Here is a 23,682-nt window from a genome sequence, read left to right as displayed (position 1 = left end):
CCAGCCCCCTAGCTCAGCGCCTGGTCCAGGTCGGCGATCAGATCCTCGGTGCCCTCGAGGCCGACGGAAATCCGCACCACGCCGTCGCCCAGCCCGATCGCGGCCCGGCCCTCCGGCCCCATCGCGCGGTGCGTGGTGGTGGCCGGGTGGGTGATCAGTGTCTTGGAATCGCCGAGGTTGTTGGAGATGTCGATGACCTGCAGCTTGTCGAGCACCTCGAACGCCCGGTCCTTGCCGCCGTCGAGCTCGAAGGTGACGACGGTGCCGCCGCCGCGCATCTGTCGCTTGGCCAGGTCGTGCTGCGGATGTGACTGCAGGAACGGGTATTTCACCCAGTTCACGCCGCGCACACCTTCCAGGAACTCGGCCACCCGCTGCGCGGACCGGTTCGAGTAGTCGACCCGAATGGCCAGCGTCTCAAGGCCTTTCAGCATGGTCCAGGCATTGAACGCGCTGATCGCCGGGCCCGTATGCCGCATCAGCTGCTGCACCGGCCCGGAGATGTACTCCTTGTCGCCGAGGATCGCACCACCGAGCACGCGGCCCTGGCCGTCGATGTGCTTGGTACCCGAGTACACGACGACATCGGCGCCCAGTTCCATCCCCTGCTGCAGCAGCGGCGTCGCGAAGACGTTGTCCAGCACCACTTTTGCGCCGGCGGCGTGCGCCAGCTCCGAAACCGCGGCGATGTCGACCAGCGACTGCATCGGGTTGGACGGCGTCTCGAAGAACACCGCGGTGGTCGGCACCGACAGTGCCTCCTCCCACTGCGACAGGTCGTCGCCGTCGACGAAGACGGTCTCGACGCCCCAGCGCGGGAGAATCTCGTTGCACACCACGAAGCAGGACCCGAACAGGCTCCGTGCCGCGACCAGCCGGTCGCCGGCGGCGAGCAGCGCGCCCAGCGCGGTGAACACCGCCGCCATGCCGGTGGCCGTCGCGAATGCGGCCGGCGCCCCTTCGATGAGCCGCAGCCGTTCCTCGAACATCTGGATGGTCGGGTTGCCGTAGCGCGAGTACACGTAGCGGTCGATCTCACCGGTGAACGCCTGCTCCGCGGCAGCCGCCGACTCGTAGACGTACCCCGAGGTCAGGAACATCGCCTCGGCGGTCTCCTCGAACTCGGACCGCAGCAGGCCGCCGCGGACACCGATGGTCGCCTGGCTCACGCCGTCGGGCAGCGGCGCCGGGACCCGGACCGAGGGGACGCCGTCGGCGTTCAGGCCCCTCACGACTGCACCCACGGCAGTCCGATGGCGCGCCAGCCGCTGCCACCGCGATGCCCCTGCTCGTCCAGGTGACCCTCGAAGCCGTCGAGCACGTTGTACGACGGGCCGATGCCCGCCGCCGTCGCCGCCTCGGCGGCACCGATCGAACGGTTACCCGAGCGACAGAGGAACACCACCGGCCGCTCGCCGGGCGTCACACCCGCGGCCAGCAGGTCGTCGACGAAACCCGTGTTGCGTTTGCCGTCATTCGACACCCACTCGATGTACACAACGTCACGTCCGAGGCTGGAGATGTCGGGCACGCCCACCCAGCGCCATTCGGCGTCGGTCCGGCAGTCGACAAGCACCGCCTCGGGGTTCTCGCTCAGCAGTTCCCAGGCCTGCTGCGGCGTGATATCTCCCGCGTAGCTCACGGATGCGAGTCTGTCACAAACTAGCTCGGGACCGGCGAGCACACCTTCCACGCGCCGTCCTCGTTCACCAGCACCACCGGCGCCGTGGGCTTCTGGTCCGGCGTCTTGTCGAAGTGATACATCAGCACGGCGGTGGCCTTCTGGCCGTCGAACTTGATGTCGCGCACCTCGTCGACATAGCGCTGCCCGTTCTTGGCGGCCGAATCCTCCTGCTTGGCAAGCACATCCGCCTCGGTACCGGCCTGGGCCTTGCAGGTGTACGTCTGGAAGCGCGCGTAGTCCTTGCGCTGCAGCCCGTCGTTCTGGCCGACGACCGCGGTGCGCACCAGCTGCTCCGGCGTCGGATCGTTCCGGCCGAAGACCCCGATCGCGTTCAGGACGGCGATTATGACCACGAGGACCACAATCAGCGCCAGCGCGGCCAGGAACGGGCCCAGCGTCTGCCGCGGGTGCGATTCCGATTCGGTCATGGTCACGTCCCCGTCTGGTTGATCGCCGCCGAGTGGTTGAGCACAGCGGCCACCTGATGCGCGCGGTCGCGCGCCCGCACGACGTCCGGCGCCGTCGCCAATGCCACGCACACCTCACCCGAGAGCCGCACGTCGCTCTCGGCGATCGCCAGCGCATCCGGCAGTGCGCGCACGAGCGCGGCCCTGTCGGCCGCCGGCCGGCTCACCTCACCGGCGGCCGGCGAGATCATGATGGTGTCGACGGGCAGTCCGAGGATCGCCCGTGCGTGCAGGTCGAACTGCGACAGCCGCTGCGAGCGCGTCGTCACGAAGCCCGCGCCCGTCAGCATCGGATGGACCGTCGCGAAATAGACCTCCTCGGCCCCGGACTCCGGGTCGGCACCGAGCAGCAGGTCCACCGTGAACAGCCCCGTGCCGCCCAGCTTGTTGACGATCCGGGCGGCGATCGAGCGCGCCGCGTCCAGCGCCGGCTCCGACAACAGCTGCGGCTGCCACAACTCCAGCGGACCGCCCGTCTCGTGGCGGTGACCGATCGGCTCACAGAACTGCACCACCGGACCCGCCTGACCCTGCGTCCGCACCGTCAGCATGGTGAACTCCGCGGTCACGTCGACGGCCGTCTCGGCCATCACGCGGTCGCCGCCCGCGGCCACCGCACGGTGCCACGCCACGTCGACGTCCTCGAGACGCGACAGCACCGAACGCCCCGCGCCCTCGTTCGCGGCATGCGTCACCGGCGTGATGGTGAGCGGCAGCCCGGCGTGCTCGGCCACCGCGGTGAGTTCGTCGACCGATCCGGCGAACCAGAACGGCGCCGTCGGCAGCCCCAGCTCGTTGGCCGCCAGGGTGCGCAACGCCTCGCGGTCGGACGCGAGCCGCAAGGCACCCGGCGTCGGGAACACCGCGACTTCCTCGAGCCCGGCCAGCGCCTGCACGACGTCGGCGCCGAGATCCGCCGCCGGGGACTGCACGACCACCACCTGTGGGGTGTGCCGGTCGATCAGGGTCCGTAACGCCGCCGCTCCGGTCGGCGCGGGCACCGCGGTCGCCCGCGTCCCCAGCCGCTGGAACGACAGCACCAGTTCACTGCTCAGCTCACCGGCACCGAGCACCAGAACCGTTGTCCGGTCTACCAAGTCACCAACCTCCCCCGTCGCTCCGCTCGCCCCGCCGGCCAATCTCCCGTCAACCCAACCTGATGTCGACGTAGCACCACCGCCAGCTCTCCCCCGGCTCGACCGAGCGCATCACGGGGTGGCCCGTGCGACGGTAGTGCTCGTTGGCGTGTTGGTGCGGACTGGAATCACAACAGCTGACCTGTCCGCAGGTCAGACACATCCGAAGGTGCGCCCACGTATCCTCCCCAAGTGCCGCACAGTCACCACAGCGGCCGGGCGTCTGCGGCTCCGGTTCTGCTTGGCCGACGGCGTCGGCGAGGTGCGTGCAGGTGGTCGGGGAATTTTCTTCACGCGGACGCGTTGCCCGTGACTGCATCCATTTCCCCAGCATGTTGAACAAGGATAGGGCCCGGCTGACCGAGGAGGTTTGAGGACATGGGTGCCCCACTGCTGGCAGTGCTGGTGGCCTCGGTGTTGTTGGCCGCGCTGGCCCGCCGTTACGACGTCTCCGCGCCACTGGGACTCGTCGTCGCCGGACTGGCCGTCGGGCTGATCCCCGGCGTGCCGGCCATCGAGATGCAGCCGCAGTTGGTGATGTTCGTCGTGCTGCCGCCGCTGCTGTGGTCGGCCGGGCTGGAGAGCAGCTACCTGGCCCTGCGCAAGAACGTGCGTCCCATCGGGCTGCTCGCGGTCGGGCTGCCACTGGCCACCACCCTGGTCGTGGGGTTCGTCGCGTTTCACACCGTCCCGGAGCTGACGGTCGCCGCGGCGCTCACGCTGGGCGCCATCGTCGCGCCGCCCGACGCGGTGTCGGCCGCGGCCATCGGCCGGCGCCTGGGACTGCCCCGCCAGATCATGACGCTGCTCGGCGGCGAGAGCCTGCTCAACGACGCCACGGCGCTGACCGCCTACAAGGTCGCGCTGGCCGCCGCCGTCGGCGCGGCAGCGACCTGGCAGGGCGCGCTGGGCACGTTCGCGCTCGCCGCGCTGGGCGGTGTCGTGATCGGCGGGCTGATCGGGTGGCTCATCGAATTCATCCGGACCTGGCTGGACGACCCGCTGGTGGAGAGCGCCATCGGGCTCGTCGCACCGTATTTCGTCTACTGGCTGGCCGAAGAAGCGCACGGCTCCGGCGTGATCGCCGTGGTGGTCGCGGCGCTGCTGCTCGGACAGCGCGCGACGCGGGCGTCGTACGCCACCCGCCTGCAGGACGACGCGGTGTGGAAGTCGATCCAGCTGGTACTGGAATCCTTCGCGTTCCTGATGATCGGACTGCAGCTGCCGACCGTCATCGACGAGCTGACCGGCATCCGCGCCGTCACCCTCGCCGTGGCGTCGGCCGCGGTGCTGGCGACGGTGATCGCCGTCCGCATCGTCTGGGTGTACGTCATGGCCTACACGCCACGGATGCTGTTCCGCGGGGTCCGGGACCGAGAACCCGCCCCGACCCCGTCGCAGGTCTTCATCGTGGCGTGGGCAGGCATGCGCGGTGTCGTGTCACTGGCCGCGGCGTTCGGTGTGCCTCTCGTGACACTGAGCGGGGACCCGTTCCCGGGGCGGCCGCAACTGGTGTTCCTGACGTTCGTCGTGGTGATCGGCACGCTGCTGCTGCACGGCCTGACGTTGCCGTGGCTGATCCGCACGCTCGACGTGCGCAGCGAGGCCGAGGCCCATCAGGATGCCCTGGAGCAGGCCGCGGCCTCGAGTCGCGCGGCGCAGGCGGCGGCCGACCGGCTCGACGAATTGCTGGCTCGCAGTAGCGATTCCAGTGCCCAACAGCACGTCGGCGAGGTGCTGCAGAGCTGGAACGACCGGCGTCGCAACGCGGTGTGGGAACGGCTCGGGCGCAGTGACGACGACATCGGCGAAAGCCCGGCGTCGGCCATGCGCCGGCTGCGGCTCGAGATGCTGGCGGCCGAGCGCGAGACGTACATCGCCGAACGCGACGCCGGGAACATCGACGACGAGGTGCTGCGCTCGGTGCTGCACGGGCTGGATCTGGAAGAAGCGGCGCTCAACCGGGAGTAGCGCTTGGCTCCCGCGCCGAGATTCCAGTTGAGCCTGCAGTGAGGGCGCAGCCTACTCGCACAAATACGCCCTGGATACAGGGTCAACGGGCCACCGTGCACTTCGACGCAACCCGCCCTTGACGCCGCCACGACGCCGGCCTAATCTACAACCAAATGGTTGTAGATACTTTTCGCGAAGCATTCACCGATGCGGAGATCGACCGGATCTTCCACGCATTGGCGGACGCCACGCGCCGCGACATCGTCGCCCGCACCATGCGCAGCGACCAGTCGGTGAGCGCGCTCGCGCGTGGCTACGACATGAGTTTCGCCGCGGTACAGAAGCACGTCGCGGTACTGGCCGGAGCCGCGCTGGTGCATAAAGAGCGCCGCGGCCGGGAACAACTCGTGCGTGCGGTGCCAGAAACCCTGCACCGAGCGGGCGTGCTCCTGGAGCGCTACGCGGCGCTCTGGCACGACCGCGCCGCGAGCATCGAGGCGATCCTCGCCGAAGACGGCTATCCGCCCCACCAAACATCAAGCCGCACAACACCACCCAACCGAAAGGACCACCGATGACGGTGACCAGCAGCGCCGCCGACCCGCATGCCCTCACCATGACCTTCGTGGCCGAGTTCACCGCGCCGCCAGCGCGCGTCTGGCAGGTATGGGAAGACCCACGCCAGTTGGAGCGCTGGTGGGGTCCGCCGACCTGGCCGGCCACCTTCACCCGGCATGAGCTCACCCCGAGCGGGCAGTCGCGCTACCACATGACGGGCCCCGAGGGTGAGAAGGCGCCGGGCTGGTGGACGACGCTCGAAGTTGACGCACCATCGCGACTGCTCATCGAAGACGGCTTCTCGCAGCCCGACGGCGAGCCCGACCCCGAGATGCCCACCATGCGTCTGGAGGTGTCGTTCGACGCGACCGACACCGGTACCCGGATGACGATCGTCACCCGGTTCACCGACCTCGAACAACTCGAGAAGGTGACCGCGATGGGCATGGTCGAGGGCATGACCGGCGCCCTGGGTCAGATCGACGCGCTGCTGGCCGCCTGATCCACCGAAAACGACTGACAGACAAGGAGAACGACATGCCGACCGCCATCCAGCCGTGCCTCTGGTTCAACGACCAGGCCCGCGAGGCCATGAACTATTACGTCGAGGTGTTTCCGAATTCCCACGTCATCTCGGTGGAGGAGTACCCGGACGAAGCACTTGACGAACATTTCAAGGGCATGTCGGGCAAGGTGCTCAACGGCCGATTCAGTTTGAACGGTGTCGATTTCGTCTGCCTCGACGGTGGGCCGCTGTTCACCTTCAACGAATCGATCTCGTTCGTCGTCGAATGCGCAGACCAGACCGAGATCGACCACTACTGGTCCAAGCTCTCGCATGTGCCCGAATCCGAGCAATGCGGTTGGTGCAAGGATCGATTCGGGATCAGCTGGCAGATCATCCCGGCCAGGATGGACCAGCTGCTCGGCCGGCCCGAACAGATCCAGACGATGATGCGACAGAAGAAGATCGTCATCGCCGAACTGGAGAACGCCTGACCGACCCAGCCGCGGAGATCGCGCTATCGTGGAAAGTGGCCCGCCGAAACGAGATTCTAAGCGGGACAAGACCTCTACGGTAGAAGGCGAGGATTCGCTATGAACGCGGCGGGCAAACCCGAAGCCCTCGGCGAGATGTGCGAGCAGGCGGGCGCCGTCGCCACGGCGACGCATGACAGCGACGGCCGGTTGCAGTGGACGGTGCAACTCAGCGACGGATCCACCGCCGATACAAAGGCTTTGGCGAGCACCACCAGTTGGACGCCGGTGAATCCGGAGACGGTGCTGCTGTGACCCTGTACGGCCCCGACACGTCGAACAACAACTTCCGTTCGGCCGCCGACGCCATCACCTTCGTCTCCCAGCTGCCCGGACAGGGCTTTTCCTGGATCGAGCAGAAGGTGTCCGAGGGCAGCTATTACCGGGATCCGTACTGGCCGGTGATCGCACAGTGGTGCCGCGACAACCACTTTCCCCACATCGGCTATCACTACGTCACCACCAACAGCCCGGCGGCGCAGGCGCAAACGTGGCTCAGCAACAACGGTGGCAAATACGCGATGCTGGACTTCGAGGCGAATTCCGGTGACATCCACAACTTCTGGGCCGTGGTCAATGCCTTCAACGCCGTCGGCGTGACGATCTCGCTGTCGTACATCCCGCACTGGTACTGGCAACAGATCGGCTCGCCCGACATCTCTCAGGTACCGGGCCTCATCGCATCGAACTACGTCAACGGCACCGGCTACGCGTCAAATCTCTATCCCGGCAATGACAATCAGCGTTACTGGTTCCCCTACGGCGGAGCCACGCCGCAGATCCTGCAATTCACCGACGCCGCGCTGATCGGGAATCTCTCGTTGGACTGCAACGCATTCCAGGGCACGCTCGATCAACTCATCTCACTGCTGCAGGGAGGCACCGTGACTCAACCCGACCCCACCACCGCGGCTCTCAACCAGATCCTGGCCATCGTGCAGGACATTCAAACCCAGCTCCGCGGCCCGAACCTCAACGGCTGGCCGCAGCTCGGCCACAACGCCGCCGGCCAGAACCTGACGGTGGTGGACGCGCTGGCCGCACTCCGGGCAGACGTCGACGCCCTCAAGGCCTCGTCTGCCGTGTGATCACGGCGCCTCCGGTGCCGGCTCGGCCCGGAACGTCCGCATCGCACCGGTGAGCGCCAAGAAAACCCGGTGCGCCGCCTCGAGGTCCGCATCGGGCAGGTCCGCCAGGGCCTGCGTGTTGAGGTGCGCCAACGGGCTGAAGAATTCGCGGCCGGTGGCGAGGCCCTTGTCGTCGTTCCGGAGGATGACCTTGCGCCGGTCGGCCGGATCGGCTTCGCGGCGCAGATGCCCGGAAGCGATCATCCGCTCCACCAGGTAGGTGATGGCCGCACCCGACGTGCCCATCAGCTTGCGTAGCTCACCGGCAGTCAGCGGTGTCCCCGCGGATTCGGCGACCATGATGTGCAGCAGCGCCCGGAAGTCGTTGGCGCCCAGTTCGTTCTGCACCGCGAAAGCCCGGCCGATCTGGTCGGATTCAGCCGTCAACGCCCGCACGTCGGCGGCGATCTGCGCCTCCAGGTCGGCGCGGTCGGACGGCTTCGGCACGCGGAGAGCATAGCGCCCGTCGAATTTCATTTGATTAATAGTTAAGTATTTGAAATATTTTGGGGGTGTCCACCCGAATCGCATGGGCGTCGGCCCTGATCGTCCTGTTGCTCTCCGGCGTTGCCATGGCATTGCTCGGCGCCGGGGATTCGTCGTCGCAATCGCCGGTGGCGGTGCCCGCCGGTGCCGAGTCCGCCCGCGCCGACGCCCTGCGCGCGCAGTTCCCGGGCGGCGATACCGCGCCGGCGATCATCGTCGTCACCCGCAGCGACGACGCGCCCCTGACGCCGGCCGATATCGCCGCGGCCGGGGCGGACGCGCGGGTATCCGAGGACGGCAAGGCCGCGGTGCGGGTGGCGCCGCTGGCGGGCGACCTGTCCGGCTTCGCACTCCGCGACAAGGTGCAGGAGCTGCGGTCGCAGGTGTCGGCTTCGCTGCCCGACGGCCTACGCGCTCAGGTCACGGGCGGGCCCGCATTCGGCGCCGATATCGCGAATTCCTTTGCCGGCGCAAACTTCACGCTGCTCGCGGTGACCGCAACCGTCGTGGCACTACTGCTCATCGTGACGTACCGCTCCCCCATCCTCTGGCTGATCCCCCTGTTGGTGATCGGCTTCGCCGACCAGGTGGGCGCGGTCGTCGGCACCGCGGTGGCCGCGGCGACGGGCCTGAACCCGGACGGTTCGACGGCGGGCATCACCAGCGTGCTGGTGTTCGGCGCGGGCACCAACTATGCGCTGCTGCTCATTTCGCGCTACCGGGAGGAACTGTCCCGGCGCAGCGACCATCGCGACGCCCTGCGAGCAGCGTGGCGCGCGGCGGCCCCGGCGATCATCGCCAGCAACGCCACCGTGGTCCTGGCGCTGCTGACACTGCTGCTGGCCTCGGCGCCGAGCAACCGCAGCCTCGGGGTGCAGGCGGCGTCGGGCCTGGTGGTCGCGGCGGTGTTCGTCCTGCTGGTGCTGCCGCCGCTGCTCGGGCTGTTCGGCCGCCGGCTGTTCTGGCCCTTCATCCCCGAAACCGGGTCGCACGCCGCCCCACTCACCGACAGCGGCCTCTGGCACCGCATCGCGGCGGGCGTGTCCCGCAGGCCGGGCCGCGTCGCCACGGTGGCATTGGCCGGCTTGGCCGCGCTGTGCGTCGGTCTGGTGAATCTGCCCATCGGGCTGTCCCAGACCCAGCAGTTCCGCGTGCAGGCCGAGTCTGTCGCCGGCTATGACACCCTGGCCGCGCACTTCCCCAGCGGCCTGACCAATCCGACCACCGTCATCGCGGCCGCCCCCGCGGTGGGCGATGCCATCACCCGTACCCCCGGCGTGGTGTCGGCGATGCCGGCCGGGCACTCGGCGTCGGGCCTGACGCAGTGGTCGGTGGTTCTGGCCGCTGCACCGGCCTCCGCGGAAGCGTTCAAAACCATTGACACCCTCCGTGATTCGGTGCGCCAGATCGATGCGCAAGCAGTCGTCGGCGGCCCAGACGCGCAGGCCCGCGACGCCGCAACGGCGGCTCAGCACGACCGGAAGATCGTCATCCCGGCGATCCTGCTGGTCGTCCTGGCCGTCCTCTACGTCCTGCTGCGCTCGGCGCTGGCACCGCTGCTGCTGGTGGCGGTGACGGTGCTGAGCGCGCTGGCGGCGCTCGGGGTCGGCGGCTGGGCCAGTGTGCACCTGTTCGGTTTTCCCGCGCTGGACAACGGAACTCCACTGTTCGCGTTCCTGTTCCTCGTCGCGCTCGGCGTCGACTACACGATCTTCCTCGTGACCAGGGCGCGGGAAGAGACACCGGAATTCGGCAACCGCGAGGGCATCGTGCGCGCGGTCTCGGCGACTGGGGCGGTGATCACCAGCGCCGGCATCGTGCTGGCCGCGGTGTTCTGCGTGCTCGGCGTGCTGCCGCTGATCGTGCTGACGCAGCTGGGCATCATCGTCGGCCTCGGCATCCTGCTGGACACCTTCGTGGTGCGCACCGTGATCATCCCGGCACTGTTCACGTTGATCGGGCCCCGCATCTGGTGGCCCGCGCTGCGCGCCGAGCCTTAGGGCTGGCCGGGCAGCAGGCTCACCATCAGGCCGTTGGCCTCGGCCAGCAGGTTGCCCTCGGGGTCGAACAGCTCGGCGGCGACGAACGTCTTACGGCCGTCGACCTCGGTGACATGCGCCTTGGCGGTCAGCACCGTGTCGATGGGGGTGACCTTGCGGTAGTCGACGTGCAGATACGCGGTGCGGCTCATGGGCCGGTTGACGGCGTGGATCAGCATCCCGAAGGCCTGGTCGAACAGCAGCGGCAGCACCCCGCCGTGCACGGCGTAGTTGCCGCCCACGTGGTACCGGCTGAACTCGACCTCCATCTCGACACCCTCGGGCGAGAACTTCGTGACGGTCCACGGCGGCATCAGCAGGCTGCCGGCACCCGGCAACGACGGCACCCGGATGGCCGGGCCGACGCCCTCGGCGGCCTGGAACGGCCCCAGCAGCTTCACCAGCTCTTCGACGCGGTCGGCAGCGTCATCCCAGGTGTCGCTGTCCGGGTTGGCCGAGACCGCCAGATCCTGCAGCCGCCTCATGCCCTCGAGGAAGCGGCCGAACCCCGGGCCGGGGTCGGCAACCTCGAATCGAGGGAACCCGCCGTGCTGATCGATGAAACCTTCGGGTTTCCCCGTCGCTTCGCTCGCCCCGTGGGTCACCCGAGGATGTCCCGGCGCACGATCGTCTGGTCCCGGCCGGGGCCGACGCCGATGCACGACACGTGCGCTCCGGACAGTTCCTCGAGGCGCAGCACGTAGTCCTGCGCCTTGGCCGGCAGATCGGAGAACTCGCGGGCCCCGGAGATGTCCTCCCACCAGCCCGGCAGCTCTTCGTAGATCGGCTCGGCGCGGGCGATGTCGGCCTGCGTCATCGGCATCTCGTCGGTGCGCTTGCCGTCGACGGTGTAGCCGACGCAGATCGGCACCGTCTCGAGGCTCGACAGCACGTCGAGCTTGGTCAGGAAGTAGTCGGTGATGCCGTTGACGCGGGTCGCGTACCGGGCGATGACGGCGTCGAACCAGCCGCAGCGCCGGGCGCGTCCCGTGGTCACGCCGACCTCACCGCCCGTCTTGGACAGGTACGCGCCGTACTCGTCGAACAGCTCGGTCGGGAACGGGCCCGAGCCCACGCGGGTCGTGTAGGCCTTGAGGATGCCCAGCACCGTGGAGATGCGGGTGGGGCCGATGCCCGAGCCGACGGCCGCGCCGCCCGCCGTCGGGTTGGACGACGTCACGAACGGGTAGGTGCCGTGGTCGACGTCGAGCAGGGTGCCCTGCGAGCCCTCCAGCAGGACCGTCTCGCCGCGCTCCAGGGCCTGGTTCAGCAGCAGCCGGGCGTCGGCGATGCGGTGCTTGAAGCCCTCGGCCTGCTGCAGCAGGCTCTCGACGACCTCGGCCGGGTCGAGTGCCTTGCGGTTGTAGATCTTGACCAGCACCTGGTTCTTGAACTCCAGCGCGGCCTCGACCTTGGCGGCCAGCTGCTCCTCGTCGAGGACGTCGGCGACCCGGATACCGATGCGCGCGATCTTGTCCTGGTAGCACGGACCGATGCCGCGACCGGTGGTGCCGATCTTCTTGCTGCCCGCGTACCGCTCGGTGACCTTGTCGATGGCCACGTGGTACGGCATGAGCAGGTGCGCGTCAGCCGAGATCATGAGCTTCGAGGTGTCCACACCGCGGTCCTCGAGCCCCGAGAGCTCACTGAGCAGCACGCCCGGGTCGACCACGACACCGTTGCCGATGACGTTGGTGACCCCGGGTGTCAGGATGCCCGACGGGATGAGGTGGAGAGCGAAGTTCTCCCCCGTGGGCAGTACCACCGTGTGCCCGGCGTTGTTGCCGCCCTGGTAGCGAACCACCCATTGCACACGTCCACCGAGTAGATCGGTGGCCTTACCTTTGCCCTCGTCACCCCATTGGGCCCCGATGAGCACGATTGCCGGCATCGTTTTGCCTCCCGCATTACCTGCCTGAATACAGTGGCAGCCGGTGAGCAACCTTATCCCAGCAGGACGAGAGGAGAGGCCTTGACCGCCAGAGAGGTCTCCGGCGAGGTTTCCGACCGGGTCGTGGCGCTGGTCTTCGGCGACCGCCGGACACCCCGCGCGCTGGCGGATCTGACCGCCCTCCAGGTGCCGCCAACCGGCGCTCCGACGATCCCCGACGGCACGGTGCGGGTGATCGTCGTGGGCGGTCACGCCGACCTGTCAGCCACCCTGGCGCGGCTGCTCCGCGACGACCGGCTCGACGTCGAGGTCGGCTTCGTCCCACCCCTGACCCGCGGCGGGTTCGGTGCCGCGCGGCGCGCCAGAGACGGTGTCGCCCAACGTGTTCCACTGATCCGCGACGAGACCGGCGCCGTGATCGTCCGGTCCGCGCGCTGGCTGCCGACGGGCGGCGACGCCATCACCGGCGAGGCCGTCGTCGACGACACGGTGCTGTTCGACGGCGAGTCGACGGGCGTCGTGATCGAACCGCTGCCCGGCATGCCGGGGCTGCGCGCCCGGGCCCTCGGGCGCGGACGTTCGGGGCCGGGGCGGGGCTGGGTCGCCGGCCGCGCGGCGCAGCTCGGCAGCACCGGAGTTTTGGTTGAGCGCGACGGCGTGGCGGCCGCCCGTCCGGCGCGCCGGTCGGCGTTCTACCGCCATATCCAGGGTTGGCTGCGGGTCGGCTAGTTTGCAGTCATGACCATGCCTGTGCGGCGCGCTGTCCGTCCCAGCCCTGTCTTCTGGGCGATCGTGGCCCTGACCGTCGCCGGTGGCGCCGTGGCCTGGTTCTGCGGCGCCGAGGTCCGGCCGCTGGCCTACGCCGGCGTCTTCGTGTTCGTCATCGCGGGCTGGACGGTCTCGCTGTGCCTGCACGAATTCGGCCACGCCTACACCGCCTGGAAGTTCGGTGACCGCGACGTCGAGCTGCGCGGCTATCTGACGCTGAACCCCGCGAAGTACGCCAGCCCACTGCTGTCACTGGGCTTGCCGGCGCTGTTCATCGCCCTCGGCGGCATCGGCCTGCCCGGCGGCGCGGTGTACGTGCGCACCGAATACATGACGCCGCGGCAACGCACCCTGGTCAGCCTGGCCGGACCGTTCGCCAACCTGGTACTTGCCGTCATCCTGCTGGTCGCGACCGCGGTGCTGTTCGACAACGACCATCCGGTGTTCTGGGCGGGGCTGGCGTTTCTGGGGTTCCTGCAGGTGACGGCGCTGTTCCTGAACTTGCTGCCCATTCCGGGGCTGGACGGCTACGGCGCACTGGAACCGCACCTGAGCGCCGACACCCAGCGCGCACTGCTGCCCGCCCGGCAGTGGGGCTTCCTGATCCTGATGCTGCTGCTGATCGTCCCCGAACTGAACCGGATGTTCTTCAACGTCGTCTACTCCGCCGTCAGCCTGACCGGCGTGCCGCCACGGCTGGCGATGATCGGCAGCGCCCTGACCCGCTTCTGGTCCGCCTGGTAGGGATTTGTGCACGATTTTCCGCGCTCACCGCGGATGATCGTGCACAAATCCCAGGGCGCCTTGCGACATATGCGTAGTTCTGCATATATTGCTGGCATGGGTGCCGGACACGACCACAGCCATGGCCCGAACGCGCGCGCCAGCCGCATGATCATCGCCGCGGCCGTGCTCAGCGTCTTCTTCGTCATCGAGCTGACCACGGCGCTGCTGATCAACTCGATCGCGCTGTTGGCCGACGCCGGCCACATGCTGACCGACCTGGTCGCGATGTTCATGGGTCTGGGCGCCGTCCTGCTGGCCCGCCGTGGGTCGACGTCTGCCGCCCGCACCTACGGCTGGCACCGCGCCGAGGTCTTCACCGCGGTCGCCAATGCCGTCCTGCTGATGGGCGTCGCGGCGTTCATCCTCTACGAGGCCGTGGAGCGCATCGGCAACGCGCCGGAGATTCCCGGTGTGCCGATGATCGTCGTCGCCCTCGCGGGACTGCTCGCGAATCTCGTCGTGGTGCTCCTGCTGCGCTCCGACGCCGACAGCAGCCTCGCCGTCAAGGGCGCCTACATGGAGGTCGTCGCCGACACCGTCGGCAGCATCGGCGTACTGATCGCCGGCATCGTGAACGTCACGACCGGCTGGCCGTACGCAGACGTCGTCGTCGCCGTGCTGGTCGCGCTTTGGGTGCTGCCACGCGCCATCGCGCTGGCCCGCGCCGCGCTGCGCATCCTGTCCGAGTCCTCCCCCAGCCACATCGACGTCGACGAGCTGCGCGAAGCGCTCGCCGCCGTCGACGGCGTCACCGATGTGCACGACCTGCACGTGTGGACCCTGGTGCCCGGCAAGGACATGGCCACCGCGCATCTGACGTCCAGCGCGGACTCCGCCCGCGTGCTGGAATCGGCGCGCGCCGTGCTGTCCGCTCGCGGACTCGACCACGCCACCGTCCAGGTGGAGCCGCCGGAGGCCGACGGCTGCCACTGCGAAGCGGACTAGTTAGAGACCCAGCTCGCCACGGGCCGCCGGATCGCAGTCGTCCAGCAGGTCCAGGCAGCGCAAGTACTCGTCCTGCTCGCCGATGGATTCCGCGGCCTTCGCCAGCACAGCCACGCAGCGCAGGAAGCCCTGGTTCGGTTCGTGCGCGAACGGCACCGGGCCGAAGCCCTTCCAGCCGTTGCGACGCAGCTGATCCAGGCCGCGGTGGTAACCGGTACGCGCGTAGGCGTAGGCAGTGATGGTCTGACCGTCGGCCAGCGCGGCCTCGGCGAGGGCGGCCCACGCGACAGAGGCCGTCGGCTGCGCCGCAGCAACGTCGGTCGGCGATTTACCGGCGGCGAGAGCGTCCTCGGCCTCGAAGTTGGCAGGCAGCAACACCGGCTCCGGACCCAGCAGATCACCCATTCGCGTCATGAGCGCCATTGTGCCGTGCGGCCGCTCACGGAGATCCCGCAGGCGGGAGATTAAGCTCCAGGTAGGACGTCGCGGCCTGCTCCAGGACGCATCGGCCCCAGTGCGCGATCTGATCTCGGGAGGACAGTCACCCCCATGTCGAACCCAGCCGCCATGTCGAACCCGACGGGACCGGACGGCCGTCGTGATGCCGATCAGCGCGCTGCCTCGACGGGCGACGACGCCGCGGCGGCAACCGAGATCTTCGAGCCCGCAGATCCAGCGACCGACCCGACGATCCCGGTGCGGCGCTTCACCGCGCCGTCGGGCTTCGACGGCAAGACGCAGATCATCACACCGCTGCCGGACCCGGAAACCGAACTGATGCCGCCGGCCGCGCCGCAGGTGATCCCCGGCGCCGTCAAGCCGCCGAAGGACAGTCGCAGCTGGGGCTGGGTCATCGCGCTGGTGCTGGTGATCGCGGCCATCGCCGCCGTCGCGGTGCTGGGCACGGTGCTCCTCACGCGCGGCCACTCGGCCATGAACGCCGAATGGCCGGTCACGACACAGGGTTTCGCGATTCCTGCGTCATGACCGGCCAGTCGGCGGTGTCCAGCTTTGGCTACTTGCCGAGCCCCGCGGAGACACTGCGGCCCGTGCTGTGCAGGTCGTTGCACGCTTCGATGACACGCTGGGTCATCGAAGCCTCGGCCTTCTTCAGGTAGCTGCGCGGGTCGTAGACCTTCTTGTTGCCGACCTCGCCGTCGATCTTCAGGACGCCGTCGTAGTTGGTGAACATGTGCGCCGCCACCGGACGGGTGAACGCGTACTGGGTGTCGGTGTCGACGTTCATCTTCACGACGCCGTAGCGCAGCGAGTCCTCGATCTCGGACTTCAGCGAGCCCGAGCCGCCGTGGAACACGAAGTCGAACGGCTTGGAGCCGGCGGGCAGACCGAGCTTGGCGGCGGCCACCTTCTGTCCCTCGGCCAGCACCTCGGGCTTGAGCTTGACGTTGCCCGGCTTGTAGACACCGTGGACGTTGCCGAAGGTGGCGGCCAGCAGGTACTTGCCGTTCTCGCCGGAACCCAGCGCGTCGATGGTCTTCTCGAAATCTCCGGAGCTGGTGTACAGCTTCTCGTTGATCTCGGCCTCGACGCCGTCCTCTTCACCGCCGACGACGCCGATCTCGACCTCGAGGATGATGTTGGCGGCCGACGTCAGCTTCAGCAGCTCCTGCGCGATCTCCAGGTTCTCGTCGATCGGCACCGCGGAGCCGTCCCACATGTGCGACTGGAACAGCGGGTTCTCGCCGCGGGCGACGCGCTCGGCCGAGATGGCCAGCAGCGGCCGGACGAAACCGTCGAGCTTGTCCTTGGGGCAGTGGTCGGTGTGCAGCGCGACGGTGATGTCGTACTTGGCGGCGACGACGTGGGCGAACTCGGCCAGCGCGACCGAGCCGGTGACCATGTCCTTGACCCCCAGGCCGGAGCCGAATTCGGCACCGCCGGTGGAGAATTGGATGATGCCGTCGCTGCCTGCGTCGGCGAAACCTTTGATCGCCGCGTTGATGGTTTCCGACGACGTGCAGTTGATGGCCGGAAACGCGAAAGAGTGTTCCTTGGCTCGGGCCAGCATCTCCGCGTAGACCTCGGGCGTGGCGATGGGCATGTTTTTCCTCTCGGCGAACCTGCAGTCTGGGCCAGTATGTCAGTCACGTGGAGCTGAAGTGCGGCACCCGGGGACACCGTCAGCTCATGTGGTCAGACGGTCAAGACCATCCGGTAGCGCGCGTGGCCGCCGTTCATCCGCTCGAAGGCCTCGGCGGCCTGCGCGAGCGGTCGTTCCTCGATGACGGCCCGCACGCCCGTCAGCGCGGCGAAGTGCAAGGTCTCCTCGATATCGCGGGAGGTGCCCGACGGATGCCCGGTGACCGAGAAGCCGCCGTTGATGAGATCGAGCGGACTGATCGGCAGTGGCTCGGGGGTGACGCCGACCGTCACGAGTTGCCCCTCGGGTGCGAGCCCGGCGACGGTCGCGGCCATCGCCGTCGCGCTCGCGGCAGTCGCGAGCACCACAACCGCCCCGCCGAGACGCTGCAGTTCGGCGGCGACGTCCGCGGTTGTCGAATCGATGTAGTGATGGGCGCCGAGTTCCTTGGCGGCGGCCTCGCGCTCCGGCCCGCGGGCGATCGCCACGGTCTCGAAGCCCATGGCCCGGGAGAACTGCACGCCGAGGTGGCCGAGGCCACCGATCCCGATCACCGCAACCAGATCACCGGACTTGGCGCGCGTCTTGCGCAACCCCTTGAACGTCGTCACCCCCGCGCAGCCCATCGGGGCAGCCTCGGCGAACGAGAATCCGTCCGGGATTCGGGCCAGTGCGGTCGCGGGCGCCGTGACCGATTCGGCGTAACCGCCGGGATAGTGCCAGCTCGGCACCTCCATGCGGACGCACTGCATGAAATGGCCCTGGCGGCACGGCACGCACCGGTTGCAGTTGCCGCCGAACCAGCCCACCGCGACGCGATCACCGACGGTGAAGTCCTCGACGCCGTCGCCCAGCTCGGCGACGGTGCCCGCGATCTCGTGGCCGAGGGTTATCGGCCATGACAGTCCAGGAAAGTGGCCCGCGTGGAACTCGCGGTCGGTGCCACACACCCCGCATGCGGCGACCGCGATGCGGACATGGTCGCGCGGCGGCGAGACGGTGTCGATGTCCGTCAGTGCGAGCGGACCGTCGGCCTGCGCAACGTGAACTGCCCTGTGAGTGGCCATGCGCCGACCCTACGAGGGATGTGCGGTTGACGGAACCACCTGCAGACACCGGTATCTTTGGGCCCCATGACGACCACCATCTCCGCCATGCCGGGTTTCCTGGACCCGATGACGCTGATCGGCTACTTCGGGACATGGGCGCTGGTCGGGTTGCTGGTGGTCATCTTCATCGAGTCCGGCGTGCTGTTCCCGGTGCTGCCCGGCGACTCACTGCTCTTCGTCGCCGGCCTGTTCGCCGCCAAACTGGCCGCCGGCACCGCCGATGACAAGATGCAGGAGGCCAACTTCCAGCTCTGGCAGCTGCTCGTGTTCATCCCGATCGCGGCAGTCCTCGGTGGCCTCGTCGGCTATTTCGTCGGCCGGTTCATCGGCGTCGAGATGTTCAAGCCGGATGCGCGGTTCCTCAAGCAGAAGTATCTCGACGAGGCGCACGCTTTCTTCGAGCGGCGCGGCCCCTTCGCGATCGTCATCGCCCGGTTCGTGCCGATCGTGCGCACGCTGGCACCGCTGACGGCCGGGGCGGCAAAGATGAACTTCGCCGTGTTCACCATTTACACCGTTCTCGGTGCTGTGGTGTGGGGCGTCGGGCTGACGCTGCTCGGCTACTGGCTGGGCCAGTTCGCCATCATCCAGAAGCTCATCGAGCCGATCTTCATCGTCATCGTCGTCGCGTCGGTGACGCCGATGATCTGGCACTGGTACCAGCGTCGCAAGGCCGCCGCCTCGCAAGGCTGAGCCGCCTCGGCAAACGGGTTCGAAAAACTTTGGTCACTTTGTTTGCGCTGGTAACAGTGGGCAACTAGCGTCACATTTCCCGCGGCTTCTTGTCGGTGGCTCGAACTAGTGTTCGATGTATGGGATTGACCGACTTAGCTGTCATCGACGAGGTCTACACCGGCCTCGACGTGGCGCAGGCGCGGGTGGCGTGCCTGGATTACCGCACCCTGTCAGTGCCCGAGTTGTTGGCGCTGCAGTCCCACCGCGAACAGCTACGGTGTGCCGCCGAAGCCGTGGACCACCAGATCCTGACCGCGCTGCAAACCCACACCACGGCGAAAGACATCGGGGCGAAAAACTGGGCCGACGTGCTGCGCACCCGGGACCGGCTCGGCCTGGAGGAATCCCGCCGCCGGGTCCGGCACGCCGAGCTGCTCGGCCCCCGCTGGTCATTGACCGGGGAGCCACTGCCGCCGCTGCGGCCGCATGTCGCGGCCGCGGTCGCCGCCGGGGCGATCAATGGTGATCATGTCGATGTCATCGAGTCGTTCTTCACGAAACTGCCCACCTGGGCCAACTTGGTCGCCGTCGACGAGGCGGAGCTGGCGCTGGTGGCCGCTGCCCGCAATCTGACCCCCGAATCTCTGCGGTCGGTGGTCACACGCAAGCTGTACGAGCTGGACCAGGACGGCCCCGAACCCGACGGCCGGGACCCCGAACCGTACCGCGACCGCGCGCTGGTGTTATCGAATCAGCGTTCCGACGGCACCTCGGAGTTGCGCGGTGTGCTGACCCCGACCGCCCGCGCCGTCTACGAAGCATTGATGGTCAAATACGCCGCTCCCGGGATGTGCAACCCCGCCGACCCGGTGCCCTGCGTGTCGGGCGCCCCGACGCAGGAGCAGATCGACAATGATCACCGCACCCTGGCACAGCGTCAGCATGATGCCTGGGAAACCATCGGCCTGCTGCTGCTCTCCGGGGATTTGGGGGAACGCAACGGGTTCCCGGTCACCATCGTGGCGACCTGCACCCTCGAGCAGCTCGAGGACCGGGCCGGGGTCGCCGTGACGCACACCGGCAGCACACTGCCGGTCAAGGACCTGGTGAATCTGGCTGCCCGCACCGGGGCAAGTTGCTATCTCACGGTGTTCGACAACCATGGTGATGTGCCGTTGTATCTGGGGCGGGCGCGGCGCACCGCCACCACCGGACAACGCCTGGCCCTGTTCACCCGGGACTTGGGCTGCACCCGCCCCGACTGCAGTGTCCCGGCCGCGGGCTGCCAGGCCCATCACATTCCCGGCTGGACACGCGACGGTCAGACCGACGTCACTACCATGGCCCTGGCCTGTGGCGGCGACAACCGACTCGAAGACACCACCGGCTGGACCACCACCATGAAAAACGGCCGAGCCCACTGGACCCCACCACCACTACTCGACACCGGCCAACCCCGCACCAACCACTACTGGCACCCAACGCTCTACCCACCCGAGAGCGGAGACGAGGGCGGCGAAACAGACAGTCCCACAAGGTGATACGGCGCGCAAGGGCGCCGTTCATCCACGACGCCTCGCTGCGCCGCGCTGCCGGCCGGCTACAGGCCCAGCGCGCCGGCCAGTTCACGCAGGCCCGGCCGCGGGTCGGCGGTCGGATGCTCCGCGAGCACCTGGACCACGACGTGGTCGGCGCCGGCATCGAGGTGCGCCTTGACCTTGGCCGCGGCGTCTTCGACGCTGCCCATCCCGACCAGGGCGCGCGCCAGTCGCTCGGATCCACCGCGGACCAGATCGCTGTCGTCGAAGCCCTGGCGCAGCCACGAGTTCCGGTAGTTGGGCAGGCCGCTGTAGACGTTCAGGTGCTCGTGGGCGCGGCGCAGCTGGTCGGCGTCATCGCCACCGATCGCCACAGCCTGTTCGGAGACGATCCACTTGTCCGGCCCGAGGATTTCCCGCGTCGTCGCTGTGGCGGACGGCAGGACCAGGTAAGGGTGCGCACCGTCGGCCTGGCTGCCCGACAGTTCGATCATCTTGGGGCCCAACGCCGCGAGCAGTCGCGGCGGTCGGCCCACGCCGGGTTCGATGGCGTCCGGCACGGCGGCCATGCGCTCCAGGTAGCTGCGCATCGTCGCGAGCGGCTTTTCATAGGTGCCGCCCATCCCCCGCTCCACCAGCGGGCCGTGACTGACGCCGAGGCCCAGCACGAACCGTCCCGGGTACAGCGCGGTCAGCGTGCGGGCACCGGCCTCGGCGGCCGACGGCAGGCGCACGTGAATGTTGGCGATGCCCGTACCGACCACCAGCCGGTCGGTGGCCGCGAGGAACGCCGCCGATTCGGTGAGGCATTCCTTGCCGACGGTTTCGGGCAGGAACAACGAGCCGTAGCCCATGGCTTCGATGTCGCGGGCCACGGCCTGAGCTTCCGGCATGGCCCAGCTGTCGCTGGCCCACCAGACGCCGATGCGGGACGGAAAGTCGATGCGCGCGCGTTCAGTCACCAGTCCACAATCGCCTACCGCCACGCGGGCGGCGACGCGGGGTCACCCCTGCAGCCGGCCCGACAGCTCGTGAGCCTGCTCGAGAAGCAGCCGCCCCAGTTCACGTCGACGCCCGGCACGGAACCGGGTCTCGACACCGGTGAGGCTCAGGGCCCAGCCGGGCAGGCCGCGTCGGTCGAACACCGCGGCCGCCATGCCCCAGCTGCCTTCCACCAGGAGCGCGGGATTGACGGCATAGCCGGCGCGCCGGGTCTGCTCGATGCGCTTGCGGATGGCCGCTTCGGAATGATTTGGCCCCCAATTGGTTTCCGGCTGTTCGCGGGAGAAGTAGTCGTCGACGTCGGCGGCCGGTAGGTGGCTGAGGATCGCCAGCCCGGCGCTGGCCACCCCGAGCGGAAACCGGATACCGACCTGCAGGACGTGCGAGCGCAACGGGAAGCTGCCCTCCTCGCTCAGTACGCACACGGTCTGATCGCCGCGACGGGCCGAGAAGAACGCACTCTCGCCGGTCTCGCGTGCCAGCCGCGTCACCACCGCACGCGCCTGATCGGTCACGTCGTGGTGTTGGGCCGCACCGACCCCGAGCAGATACAGCTCGGGTCCGAGTGACCAGCGGCCGGTCTTCTGATCCCGGCTGACCAGATGTTCGTCGGCCAGCGCCGTGAGCAGCCGGTGTGCCGTCGGCCGGGCCAGCCCCGCCAGTTTTCCGAGCTCGGTGGTGGAGGCGCCTTCGGGTTCGGCCGTGGCCACTGCCCGCAGCATCGCCCCCACGCGGGCGACGACATTCGGACCGGTCATCACCACATCCTAGGCGTTCATTCAGTGAACGCACACAGCGTCAATGCTCGCCATGTGAACACTTTCGACCTGCTTCGAGCAGAGACTTGCCTTGTCAGCGGCGTGCCGTGTTGAGTGGGTCACGCGTTTACTGGATGAACGGAGTGTCATGACCTCGAAGGTGTACGCCTCGGCTGCCGCAGCGGTCGCCGACATCGGTGACGGCGCCACGCTGGCTGTCGGCGGATTCGGTCTATGCGGCATCCCCGACCAACTCATCGATGCCATCGCCGCGTCGAGTGCCACCGATCTCGAGGTGTTCTCGAACAACTGCGGCGTCGACGGCGTCGGCCTCGGCGTGCTGCTGGGCCTCGGCAAGGTCCGCCGGGTCACCGCGTCATACGTCGGGGAGAACAAGGAGTTCGCCCGCCAGTACCTGTCCGGCGAGCTCGAGGTGGAACTCACCCCGCAGGGCACGCTGGCCGAGCGGATGCGCGCCGGCGGCGCCGGCATCCCCGCGTTCTACACCCCGGCCGGCGTCGGCACCCCGGTCTCCGACGGCGGTCTGCCGTGGCGCTACGCGGCCGACGGTTCCGTCGCAGTTGCCTCGCCGCCCAAGGAGATTCGCGAATTCAACGGCAAGCGCTACGTGCTCGAGGAGTCGATCAACGCCGACTTCGCGCTCGTGCACGCGCTGCGCGCCGACACCGCGGGCAACCTGGTCTTCAACAAGACCGCGCGCAACTTCAACCCCCTCGCCGCGATGGCCGGCCGGATCACCATCGTCCAGGTCGAGGAACTGGTGCAGCCCGGCGAGATCGACCCCGACGACGTCCACCTGGCCGGCGTGTTCGTGCAGCGCATCGTGCACACCGGGCCGCAGGACAAGCAGATCGAGAAGCGCACCGTGCGCGCGAACGAGGGAGCCGCGAAGTGACCGCGCCCACCGGCTGGAACCGTGACCAGATGGCCGCCCGCGCCGCGGCCGACATGATCGACGGCGAGTACGTCAACCTCGGCATCGGCCTGCCCACCCTCATCCCCGGCTTTCTGACAGGCGACGTCCACGTCACCCTGCACTCGGAGAACGGCATCCTGGGGACGGGCCCCTACCCCACCGAGGACGACGTCGACCCCGACCTCATCAACGCCGGCAAGGAAACCGTGACGGTGAATCCCGGTGCGGCGTACTTCGATTCGTCGCTGTCGTTCGGGATGATCCGCGGCGGCCACATCGACACCGCCGTACTCGGCGGCATGGAGGTCTCGCGCACCGGCGACCTGGCCAACTGGATGGTGCCCGGCAAGATGGTCAAGGGCATGGGCGGCGCCATGGACCTGGTGCACGGCGCGTCGCGGGTCATCGTGCTCATGGAGCACACCGACAAGGCCGGTAACCCCAAGATCGTCCCGGTCTGCACGCTGCCGCTGACCGGTCAGGGTGTGGTCGACCGGATCATCACGAACCTGGCCGTCATCGACGTGCCCGGCGACGGCACCTTGATCCTGCGCGAGACCGCCCCGGGCGTGAGCGTCGACGATGTCATCGCGGCGACCGGCGCCGAGCTGACCGTGCAGCTCGACTAGGTGGTTAATTACGCCGTTCGGCTGATGTGTTGCGCCCCGCTCGGCCCGATAGTGA

At 68.4% G+C, this 23,682-nt stretch carries 28 protein-coding genes; 15 read left to right on the top strand and 13 right to left on the bottom strand.

The window, feature by feature from the left end; genetic code table 11:
* Positions 1-8 precede the first annotated feature (8 nt).
* Genes ACJH6H_RS15910 through ACJH6H_RS15890 form a run of 5 tightly spaced genes read right to left on the bottom strand, consistent with a single transcriptional unit; the run spans position 9 to position 3,606 of the window.
* Positions 9-1,223, bottom strand: a complete 1,215-nt coding sequence (locus ACJH6H_RS15910; RefSeq protein ID WP_061004558.1) for an O-succinylhomoserine sulfhydrylase — start codon at positions 1,221-1,223, stop codon at positions 9-11.
* A gap of 5 nt (positions 1,224-1,228) precedes the next feature.
* Positions 1,229-1,642: a rhodanese-like domain-containing protein gene (locus tag ACJH6H_RS15905; protein WP_061004545.1), complete on the bottom strand. Its 414-nt coding sequence runs from the start codon at positions 1,640-1,642 to the stop codon at positions 1,229-1,231.
* Between the two features lie 20 nt (positions 1,643-1,662).
* Complete coding sequence (locus ACJH6H_RS15900) at positions 1,663-2,112, bottom strand: lumazine-binding protein (RefSeq protein WP_133427871.1); 450 nt, start codon at positions 2,110-2,112, stop codon at positions 1,663-1,665.
* A 2-nt stretch (positions 2,113-2,114) separates the two neighbouring features.
* On the bottom strand, positions 2,115-3,248 hold the full coding sequence (locus ACJH6H_RS15895; RefSeq protein ID WP_406775265.1) for an ATP-grasp domain-containing protein: 1,134 nt from the start codon (positions 3,246-3,248) through the stop codon (positions 2,115-2,117).
* 49 nt (positions 3,249-3,297) lie between these two features.
* Positions 3,298-3,606: a UBP-type zinc finger domain-containing protein gene (locus ACJH6H_RS15890; protein WP_082762320.1), complete on the bottom strand. Its 309-nt coding sequence runs from the start codon at positions 3,604-3,606 to the stop codon at positions 3,298-3,300.
* A gap of 59 nt (positions 3,607-3,665) precedes the next feature.
* On the opposite strand from ACJH6H_RS15890, the gene ACJH6H_RS15885 reads away from it, so the two are divergent.
* The 6 genes from ACJH6H_RS15885 (at position 3,666) to ACJH6H_RS15860 (ending at position 7,924) form a co-directional block, all read left to right on the top strand.
* On the top strand, positions 3,666-5,258 hold the full coding sequence (locus ACJH6H_RS15885) for a Na+/H+ antiporter (RefSeq protein WP_133427873.1): 1,593 nt from the start codon (positions 3,666-3,668) through the stop codon (positions 5,256-5,258).
* A 155-nt stretch (positions 5,259-5,413) separates the two neighbouring features.
* Complete coding sequence (locus ACJH6H_RS15880) at positions 5,414-5,818, top strand: helix-turn-helix transcriptional regulator (protein WP_133427874.1); 405 nt, start codon at positions 5,414-5,416, stop codon at positions 5,816-5,818.
* Positions 5,815-6,300, top strand: coding sequence for an SRPBCC domain-containing protein (locus ACJH6H_RS15875; protein WP_406775264.1), 486 nt, complete (start codon positions 5,815-5,817; stop codon positions 6,298-6,300). Before ACJH6H_RS15880 ends, ACJH6H_RS15875 begins: the two co-directional genes overlap by 4 nt.
* 35 nt (positions 6,301-6,335) lie before the next feature.
* A complete protein-coding gene (locus tag ACJH6H_RS15870) occupies positions 6,336-6,797 on the top strand; it encodes a VOC family protein (RefSeq protein WP_064858708.1) in 462 nt (153 codons plus the stop codon).
* Positions 6,798-6,896: 99 nt separating this feature from the next.
* Positions 6,897-7,091, top strand: coding sequence for a hypothetical protein (locus ACJH6H_RS15865; RefSeq protein ID WP_061003966.1), 195 nt, complete (start codon positions 6,897-6,899; stop codon positions 7,089-7,091).
* The gene (locus ACJH6H_RS15860) at positions 7,088-7,924 is read left to right on the top strand and encodes a GH25 family lysozyme (protein WP_064858707.1); all 837 of its coding nucleotides are present in this window, start codon (positions 7,088-7,090) and stop codon (positions 7,922-7,924) included. The genes ACJH6H_RS15865 and ACJH6H_RS15860 overlap by 4 nt, the downstream gene beginning before the upstream one ends.
* Here the strand turns inward: ACJH6H_RS15860 and ACJH6H_RS15855 are convergent, their stop codons facing one another.
* Positions 7,925-8,440: a MarR family winged helix-turn-helix transcriptional regulator gene (locus tag ACJH6H_RS15855; protein WP_064858706.1), complete on the bottom strand. Its 516-nt coding sequence runs from the start codon at positions 8,438-8,440 to the stop codon at positions 7,925-7,927. It lies immediately after the preceding gene.
* Between the two features lie 35 nt (positions 8,441-8,475).
* Here ACJH6H_RS15855 and ACJH6H_RS15850 point away from each other — a divergent pair, with 35 nt between their 5' ends.
* Positions 8,476-10,449 carry an efflux RND transporter permease subunit gene (locus tag ACJH6H_RS15850; RefSeq protein ID WP_064858705.1) on the top strand — a complete coding sequence of 658 codons (1,974 nt, stop codon included), beginning with the start codon at positions 8,476-8,478 and terminating at the stop codon, positions 10,447-10,449.
* Here the strand turns inward: ACJH6H_RS15850 and ACJH6H_RS15845 are convergent.
* The gene (locus ACJH6H_RS15845) at positions 10,446-11,093 is read right to left on the bottom strand and encodes a PaaI family thioesterase (RefSeq protein WP_406775263.1); all 648 of its coding nucleotides are present in this window, start codon (positions 11,091-11,093) and stop codon (positions 10,446-10,448) included. The two genes, ACJH6H_RS15850 and ACJH6H_RS15845, sit on opposite strands and share 4 nt — an antisense overlap.
* Entirely contained in the window at positions 11,090-12,379 is a 1,290-nt protein-coding gene (locus ACJH6H_RS15840; RefSeq protein WP_064858703.1) for an adenylosuccinate synthase, read from the bottom strand. Before ACJH6H_RS15840 ends, ACJH6H_RS15845 begins: the two co-directional genes overlap by 4 nt.
* 81 nt (positions 12,380-12,460) lie before the next feature.
* Between ACJH6H_RS15840 and ACJH6H_RS15835 the strand changes: the two genes are divergently transcribed.
* The 3 genes from ACJH6H_RS15835 to ACJH6H_RS15825 all read left to right on the top strand — a co-directional run bounded on the left by ACJH6H_RS15835 (position 12,461) and on the right by ACJH6H_RS15825 (position 14,878).
* Positions 12,461-13,108, top strand: a complete 648-nt coding sequence (locus ACJH6H_RS15835; RefSeq protein ID WP_406775262.1) for a peptidase M50 — start codon at positions 12,461-12,463, stop codon at positions 13,106-13,108.
* Between the two features lie 9 nt (positions 13,109-13,117).
* Positions 13,118-13,891 carry a site-2 protease family protein gene (locus ACJH6H_RS15830; RefSeq protein WP_406775261.1) on the top strand — a complete coding sequence of 258 codons (774 nt, stop codon included), beginning with the start codon at positions 13,118-13,120 and terminating at the stop codon, positions 13,889-13,891.
* A gap of 96 nt (positions 13,892-13,987) precedes the next feature.
* Positions 13,988-14,878: a cation diffusion facilitator family transporter gene (locus ACJH6H_RS15825; protein ID WP_064857288.1), complete on the top strand. Its 891-nt coding sequence runs from the start codon at positions 13,988-13,990 to the stop codon at positions 14,876-14,878.
* Here ACJH6H_RS15825 and ACJH6H_RS15820 read toward each other — a convergent pair whose 3' ends face one another.
* Positions 14,879-15,292, bottom strand: coding sequence for a DUF3151 domain-containing protein (locus ACJH6H_RS15820; RefSeq protein ID WP_406775260.1), 414 nt, complete (start codon positions 15,290-15,292; stop codon positions 14,879-14,881).
* A 135-nt stretch (positions 15,293-15,427) separates the two neighbouring features.
* Here ACJH6H_RS15820 and ACJH6H_RS15815 point away from each other — a divergent pair, with 135 nt between their 5' ends.
* Positions 15,428-15,865: a hypothetical protein gene (locus ACJH6H_RS15815; protein ID WP_406775259.1), complete on the top strand. Its 438-nt coding sequence runs from the start codon at positions 15,428-15,430 to the stop codon at positions 15,863-15,865.
* Between the two features lie 28 nt (positions 15,866-15,893).
* Here the strand turns inward: ACJH6H_RS15815 and fbaA are convergent, their stop codons facing one another.
* Together fbaA and ACJH6H_RS15805 are read right to left on the bottom strand one after the other, a co-directional pair.
* A complete protein-coding gene (gene fbaA, locus ACJH6H_RS15810; protein ID WP_406775258.1) occupies positions 15,894-16,940 on the bottom strand; it encodes a class II fructose-bisphosphate aldolase in 1,047 nt (348 codons plus the stop codon).
* 92 nt (positions 16,941-17,032) lie between these two features.
* Positions 17,033-18,046, bottom strand: a complete 1,014-nt coding sequence (locus ACJH6H_RS15805; protein WP_406775257.1) for an alcohol dehydrogenase catalytic domain-containing protein — start codon at positions 18,044-18,046, stop codon at positions 17,033-17,035.
* Positions 18,047-18,112: 66 nt separating this feature from the next.
* Between ACJH6H_RS15805 and ACJH6H_RS15800 the strand changes: the two genes are divergently transcribed.
* Together ACJH6H_RS15800 and ACJH6H_RS15795 are read left to right on the top strand one after the other, a co-directional pair.
* Positions 18,113-18,781 carry a DedA family protein gene (locus tag ACJH6H_RS15800; protein ID WP_053855402.1) on the top strand — a complete coding sequence of 223 codons (669 nt, stop codon included), beginning with the start codon at positions 18,113-18,115 and terminating at the stop codon, positions 18,779-18,781.
* Positions 18,782-18,900: 119 nt separating this feature from the next.
* A complete protein-coding gene (locus tag ACJH6H_RS15795; protein WP_406775256.1) occupies positions 18,901-20,304 on the top strand; it encodes a DUF222 domain-containing protein in 1,404 nt (467 codons plus the stop codon).
* A 59-nt stretch (positions 20,305-20,363) separates the two neighbouring features.
* On the opposite strand, the gene ACJH6H_RS15790 is transcribed toward ACJH6H_RS15795, so the two are convergent.
* Together ACJH6H_RS15790 and ACJH6H_RS15785 are read right to left on the bottom strand one after the other, a co-directional pair.
* Positions 20,364-21,263 carry an LLM class F420-dependent oxidoreductase gene (locus ACJH6H_RS15790; RefSeq protein ID WP_406775255.1) on the bottom strand — a complete coding sequence of 300 codons (900 nt, stop codon included), beginning with the start codon at positions 21,261-21,263 and terminating at the stop codon, positions 20,364-20,366.
* 42 nt (positions 21,264-21,305) lie between these two features.
* Positions 21,306-22,061, bottom strand: coding sequence for an IclR family transcriptional regulator (locus tag ACJH6H_RS15785; RefSeq protein ID WP_346416019.1), 756 nt, complete (start codon positions 22,059-22,061; stop codon positions 21,306-21,308).
* A 148-nt stretch (positions 22,062-22,209) separates the two neighbouring features.
* Between ACJH6H_RS15785 and ACJH6H_RS15780 the strand changes: the two genes are divergently transcribed.
* Positions 22,210-22,977, top strand: coding sequence for a CoA transferase subunit A (locus tag ACJH6H_RS15780; RefSeq protein WP_406775254.1), 768 nt, complete (start codon positions 22,210-22,212; stop codon positions 22,975-22,977).
* Positions 22,974-23,627: a 3-oxoacid CoA-transferase subunit B gene (locus ACJH6H_RS15775; RefSeq protein ID WP_406775253.1), complete on the top strand. Its 654-nt coding sequence runs from the start codon at positions 22,974-22,976 to the stop codon at positions 23,625-23,627. The genes ACJH6H_RS15780 and ACJH6H_RS15775 overlap by 4 nt, the downstream gene beginning before the upstream one ends.
* Positions 23,628-23,682: the final 55 nt, after the last annotated feature.

It is taken from the genome of Mycobacterium sp. SMC-21 (assembly GCF_045310825.1).
Taxonomy (GTDB): domain Bacteria; phylum Actinomycetota; class Actinomycetes; order Mycobacteriales; family Mycobacteriaceae; genus Mycobacterium.
The sequence above is the reverse complement of the archived record's forward strand: the minus strand, read 5'-3'. Positions and strand labels throughout refer to the sequence as shown.

What these genes read in the sequence shown, in the direction of transcription:
- ACJH6H_RS15900 (WP_133427871.1), bottom strand. Translation starts at nt 2,112, where the DNA reads ATGACCGAATCGGAATCGCACCCGCGGCAGACGCTGGGCCCGTTCCTG.
- ACJH6H_RS15890 (WP_082762320.1), bottom strand. Translation starts at nt 3,606, where the DNA reads ATGCAGTCACGGGCAACGCGTCCGCGTGAAGAAAATTCCCCGACCACC.
- ACJH6H_RS15885 (WP_133427873.1), top strand. Translation starts at nt 3,666, where the DNA reads ATGGGTGCCCCACTGCTGGCAGTGCTGGTGGCCTCGGTGTTGTTGGCC.
- ACJH6H_RS15880 (WP_133427874.1), top strand. Translation starts at nt 5,414, where the DNA reads ATGGTTGTAGATACTTTTCGCGAAGCATTCACCGATGCGGAGATCGAC.
- ACJH6H_RS15875 (WP_406775264.1), top strand. Translation starts at nt 5,815, where the DNA reads ATGACGGTGACCAGCAGCGCCGCCGACCCGCATGCCCTCACCATGACC.
- ACJH6H_RS15870 (WP_064858708.1), top strand. Translation starts at nt 6,336, where the DNA reads ATGCCGACCGCCATCCAGCCGTGCCTCTGGTTCAACGACCAGGCCCGC.
- ACJH6H_RS15865 (WP_061003966.1), top strand. Translation starts at nt 6,897, where the DNA reads ATGAACGCGGCGGGCAAACCCGAAGCCCTCGGCGAGATGTGCGAGCAG.
- ACJH6H_RS15855 (WP_064858706.1), bottom strand. Translation starts at nt 8,440, where the DNA reads ATGAAATTCGACGGGCGCTATGCTCTCCGCGTGCCGAAGCCGTCCGAC.
- ACJH6H_RS15840 (WP_064858703.1), bottom strand. Translation starts at nt 12,379, where the DNA reads ATGCCGGCAATCGTGCTCATCGGGGCCCAATGGGGTGACGAGGGCAAA.
- ACJH6H_RS15830 (WP_406775261.1), top strand. Translation starts at nt 13,118, where the DNA reads ATGACCATGCCTGTGCGGCGCGCTGTCCGTCCCAGCCCTGTCTTCTGG.
- ACJH6H_RS15825 (WP_064857288.1), top strand. Translation starts at nt 13,988, where the DNA reads ATGGGTGCCGGACACGACCACAGCCATGGCCCGAACGCGCGCGCCAGC.
- ACJH6H_RS15820 (WP_406775260.1), bottom strand. Translation starts at nt 15,292, where the DNA reads ATGACGCGAATGGGTGATCTGCTGGGTCCGGAGCCGGTGTTGCTGCCT.
- ACJH6H_RS15815 (WP_406775259.1), top strand. Translation starts at nt 15,428, where the DNA reads ATGTCGAACCCAGCCGCCATGTCGAACCCGACGGGACCGGACGGCCGT.
- fbaA (WP_406775258.1), bottom strand. Translation starts at nt 16,940, where the DNA reads ATGCCCATCGCCACGCCCGAGGTCTACGCGGAGATGCTGGCCCGAGCC.
- ACJH6H_RS15805 (WP_406775257.1), bottom strand. Translation starts at nt 18,046, where the DNA reads ATGGCCACTCACAGGGCAGTTCACGTTGCGCAGGCCGACGGTCCGCTC.
- ACJH6H_RS15800 (WP_053855402.1), top strand. Translation starts at nt 18,113, where the DNA reads ATGACGACCACCATCTCCGCCATGCCGGGTTTCCTGGACCCGATGACG.
- ACJH6H_RS15795 (WP_406775256.1), top strand. Translation starts at nt 18,901, where the DNA reads ATGGGATTGACCGACTTAGCTGTCATCGACGAGGTCTACACCGGCCTC.
- ACJH6H_RS15785 (WP_346416019.1), bottom strand. Translation starts at nt 22,061, where the DNA reads ATGACCGGTCCGAATGTCGTCGCCCGCGTGGGGGCGATGCTGCGGGCA.
- ACJH6H_RS15780 (WP_406775254.1), top strand. Translation starts at nt 22,210, where the DNA reads ATGACCTCGAAGGTGTACGCCTCGGCTGCCGCAGCGGTCGCCGACATC.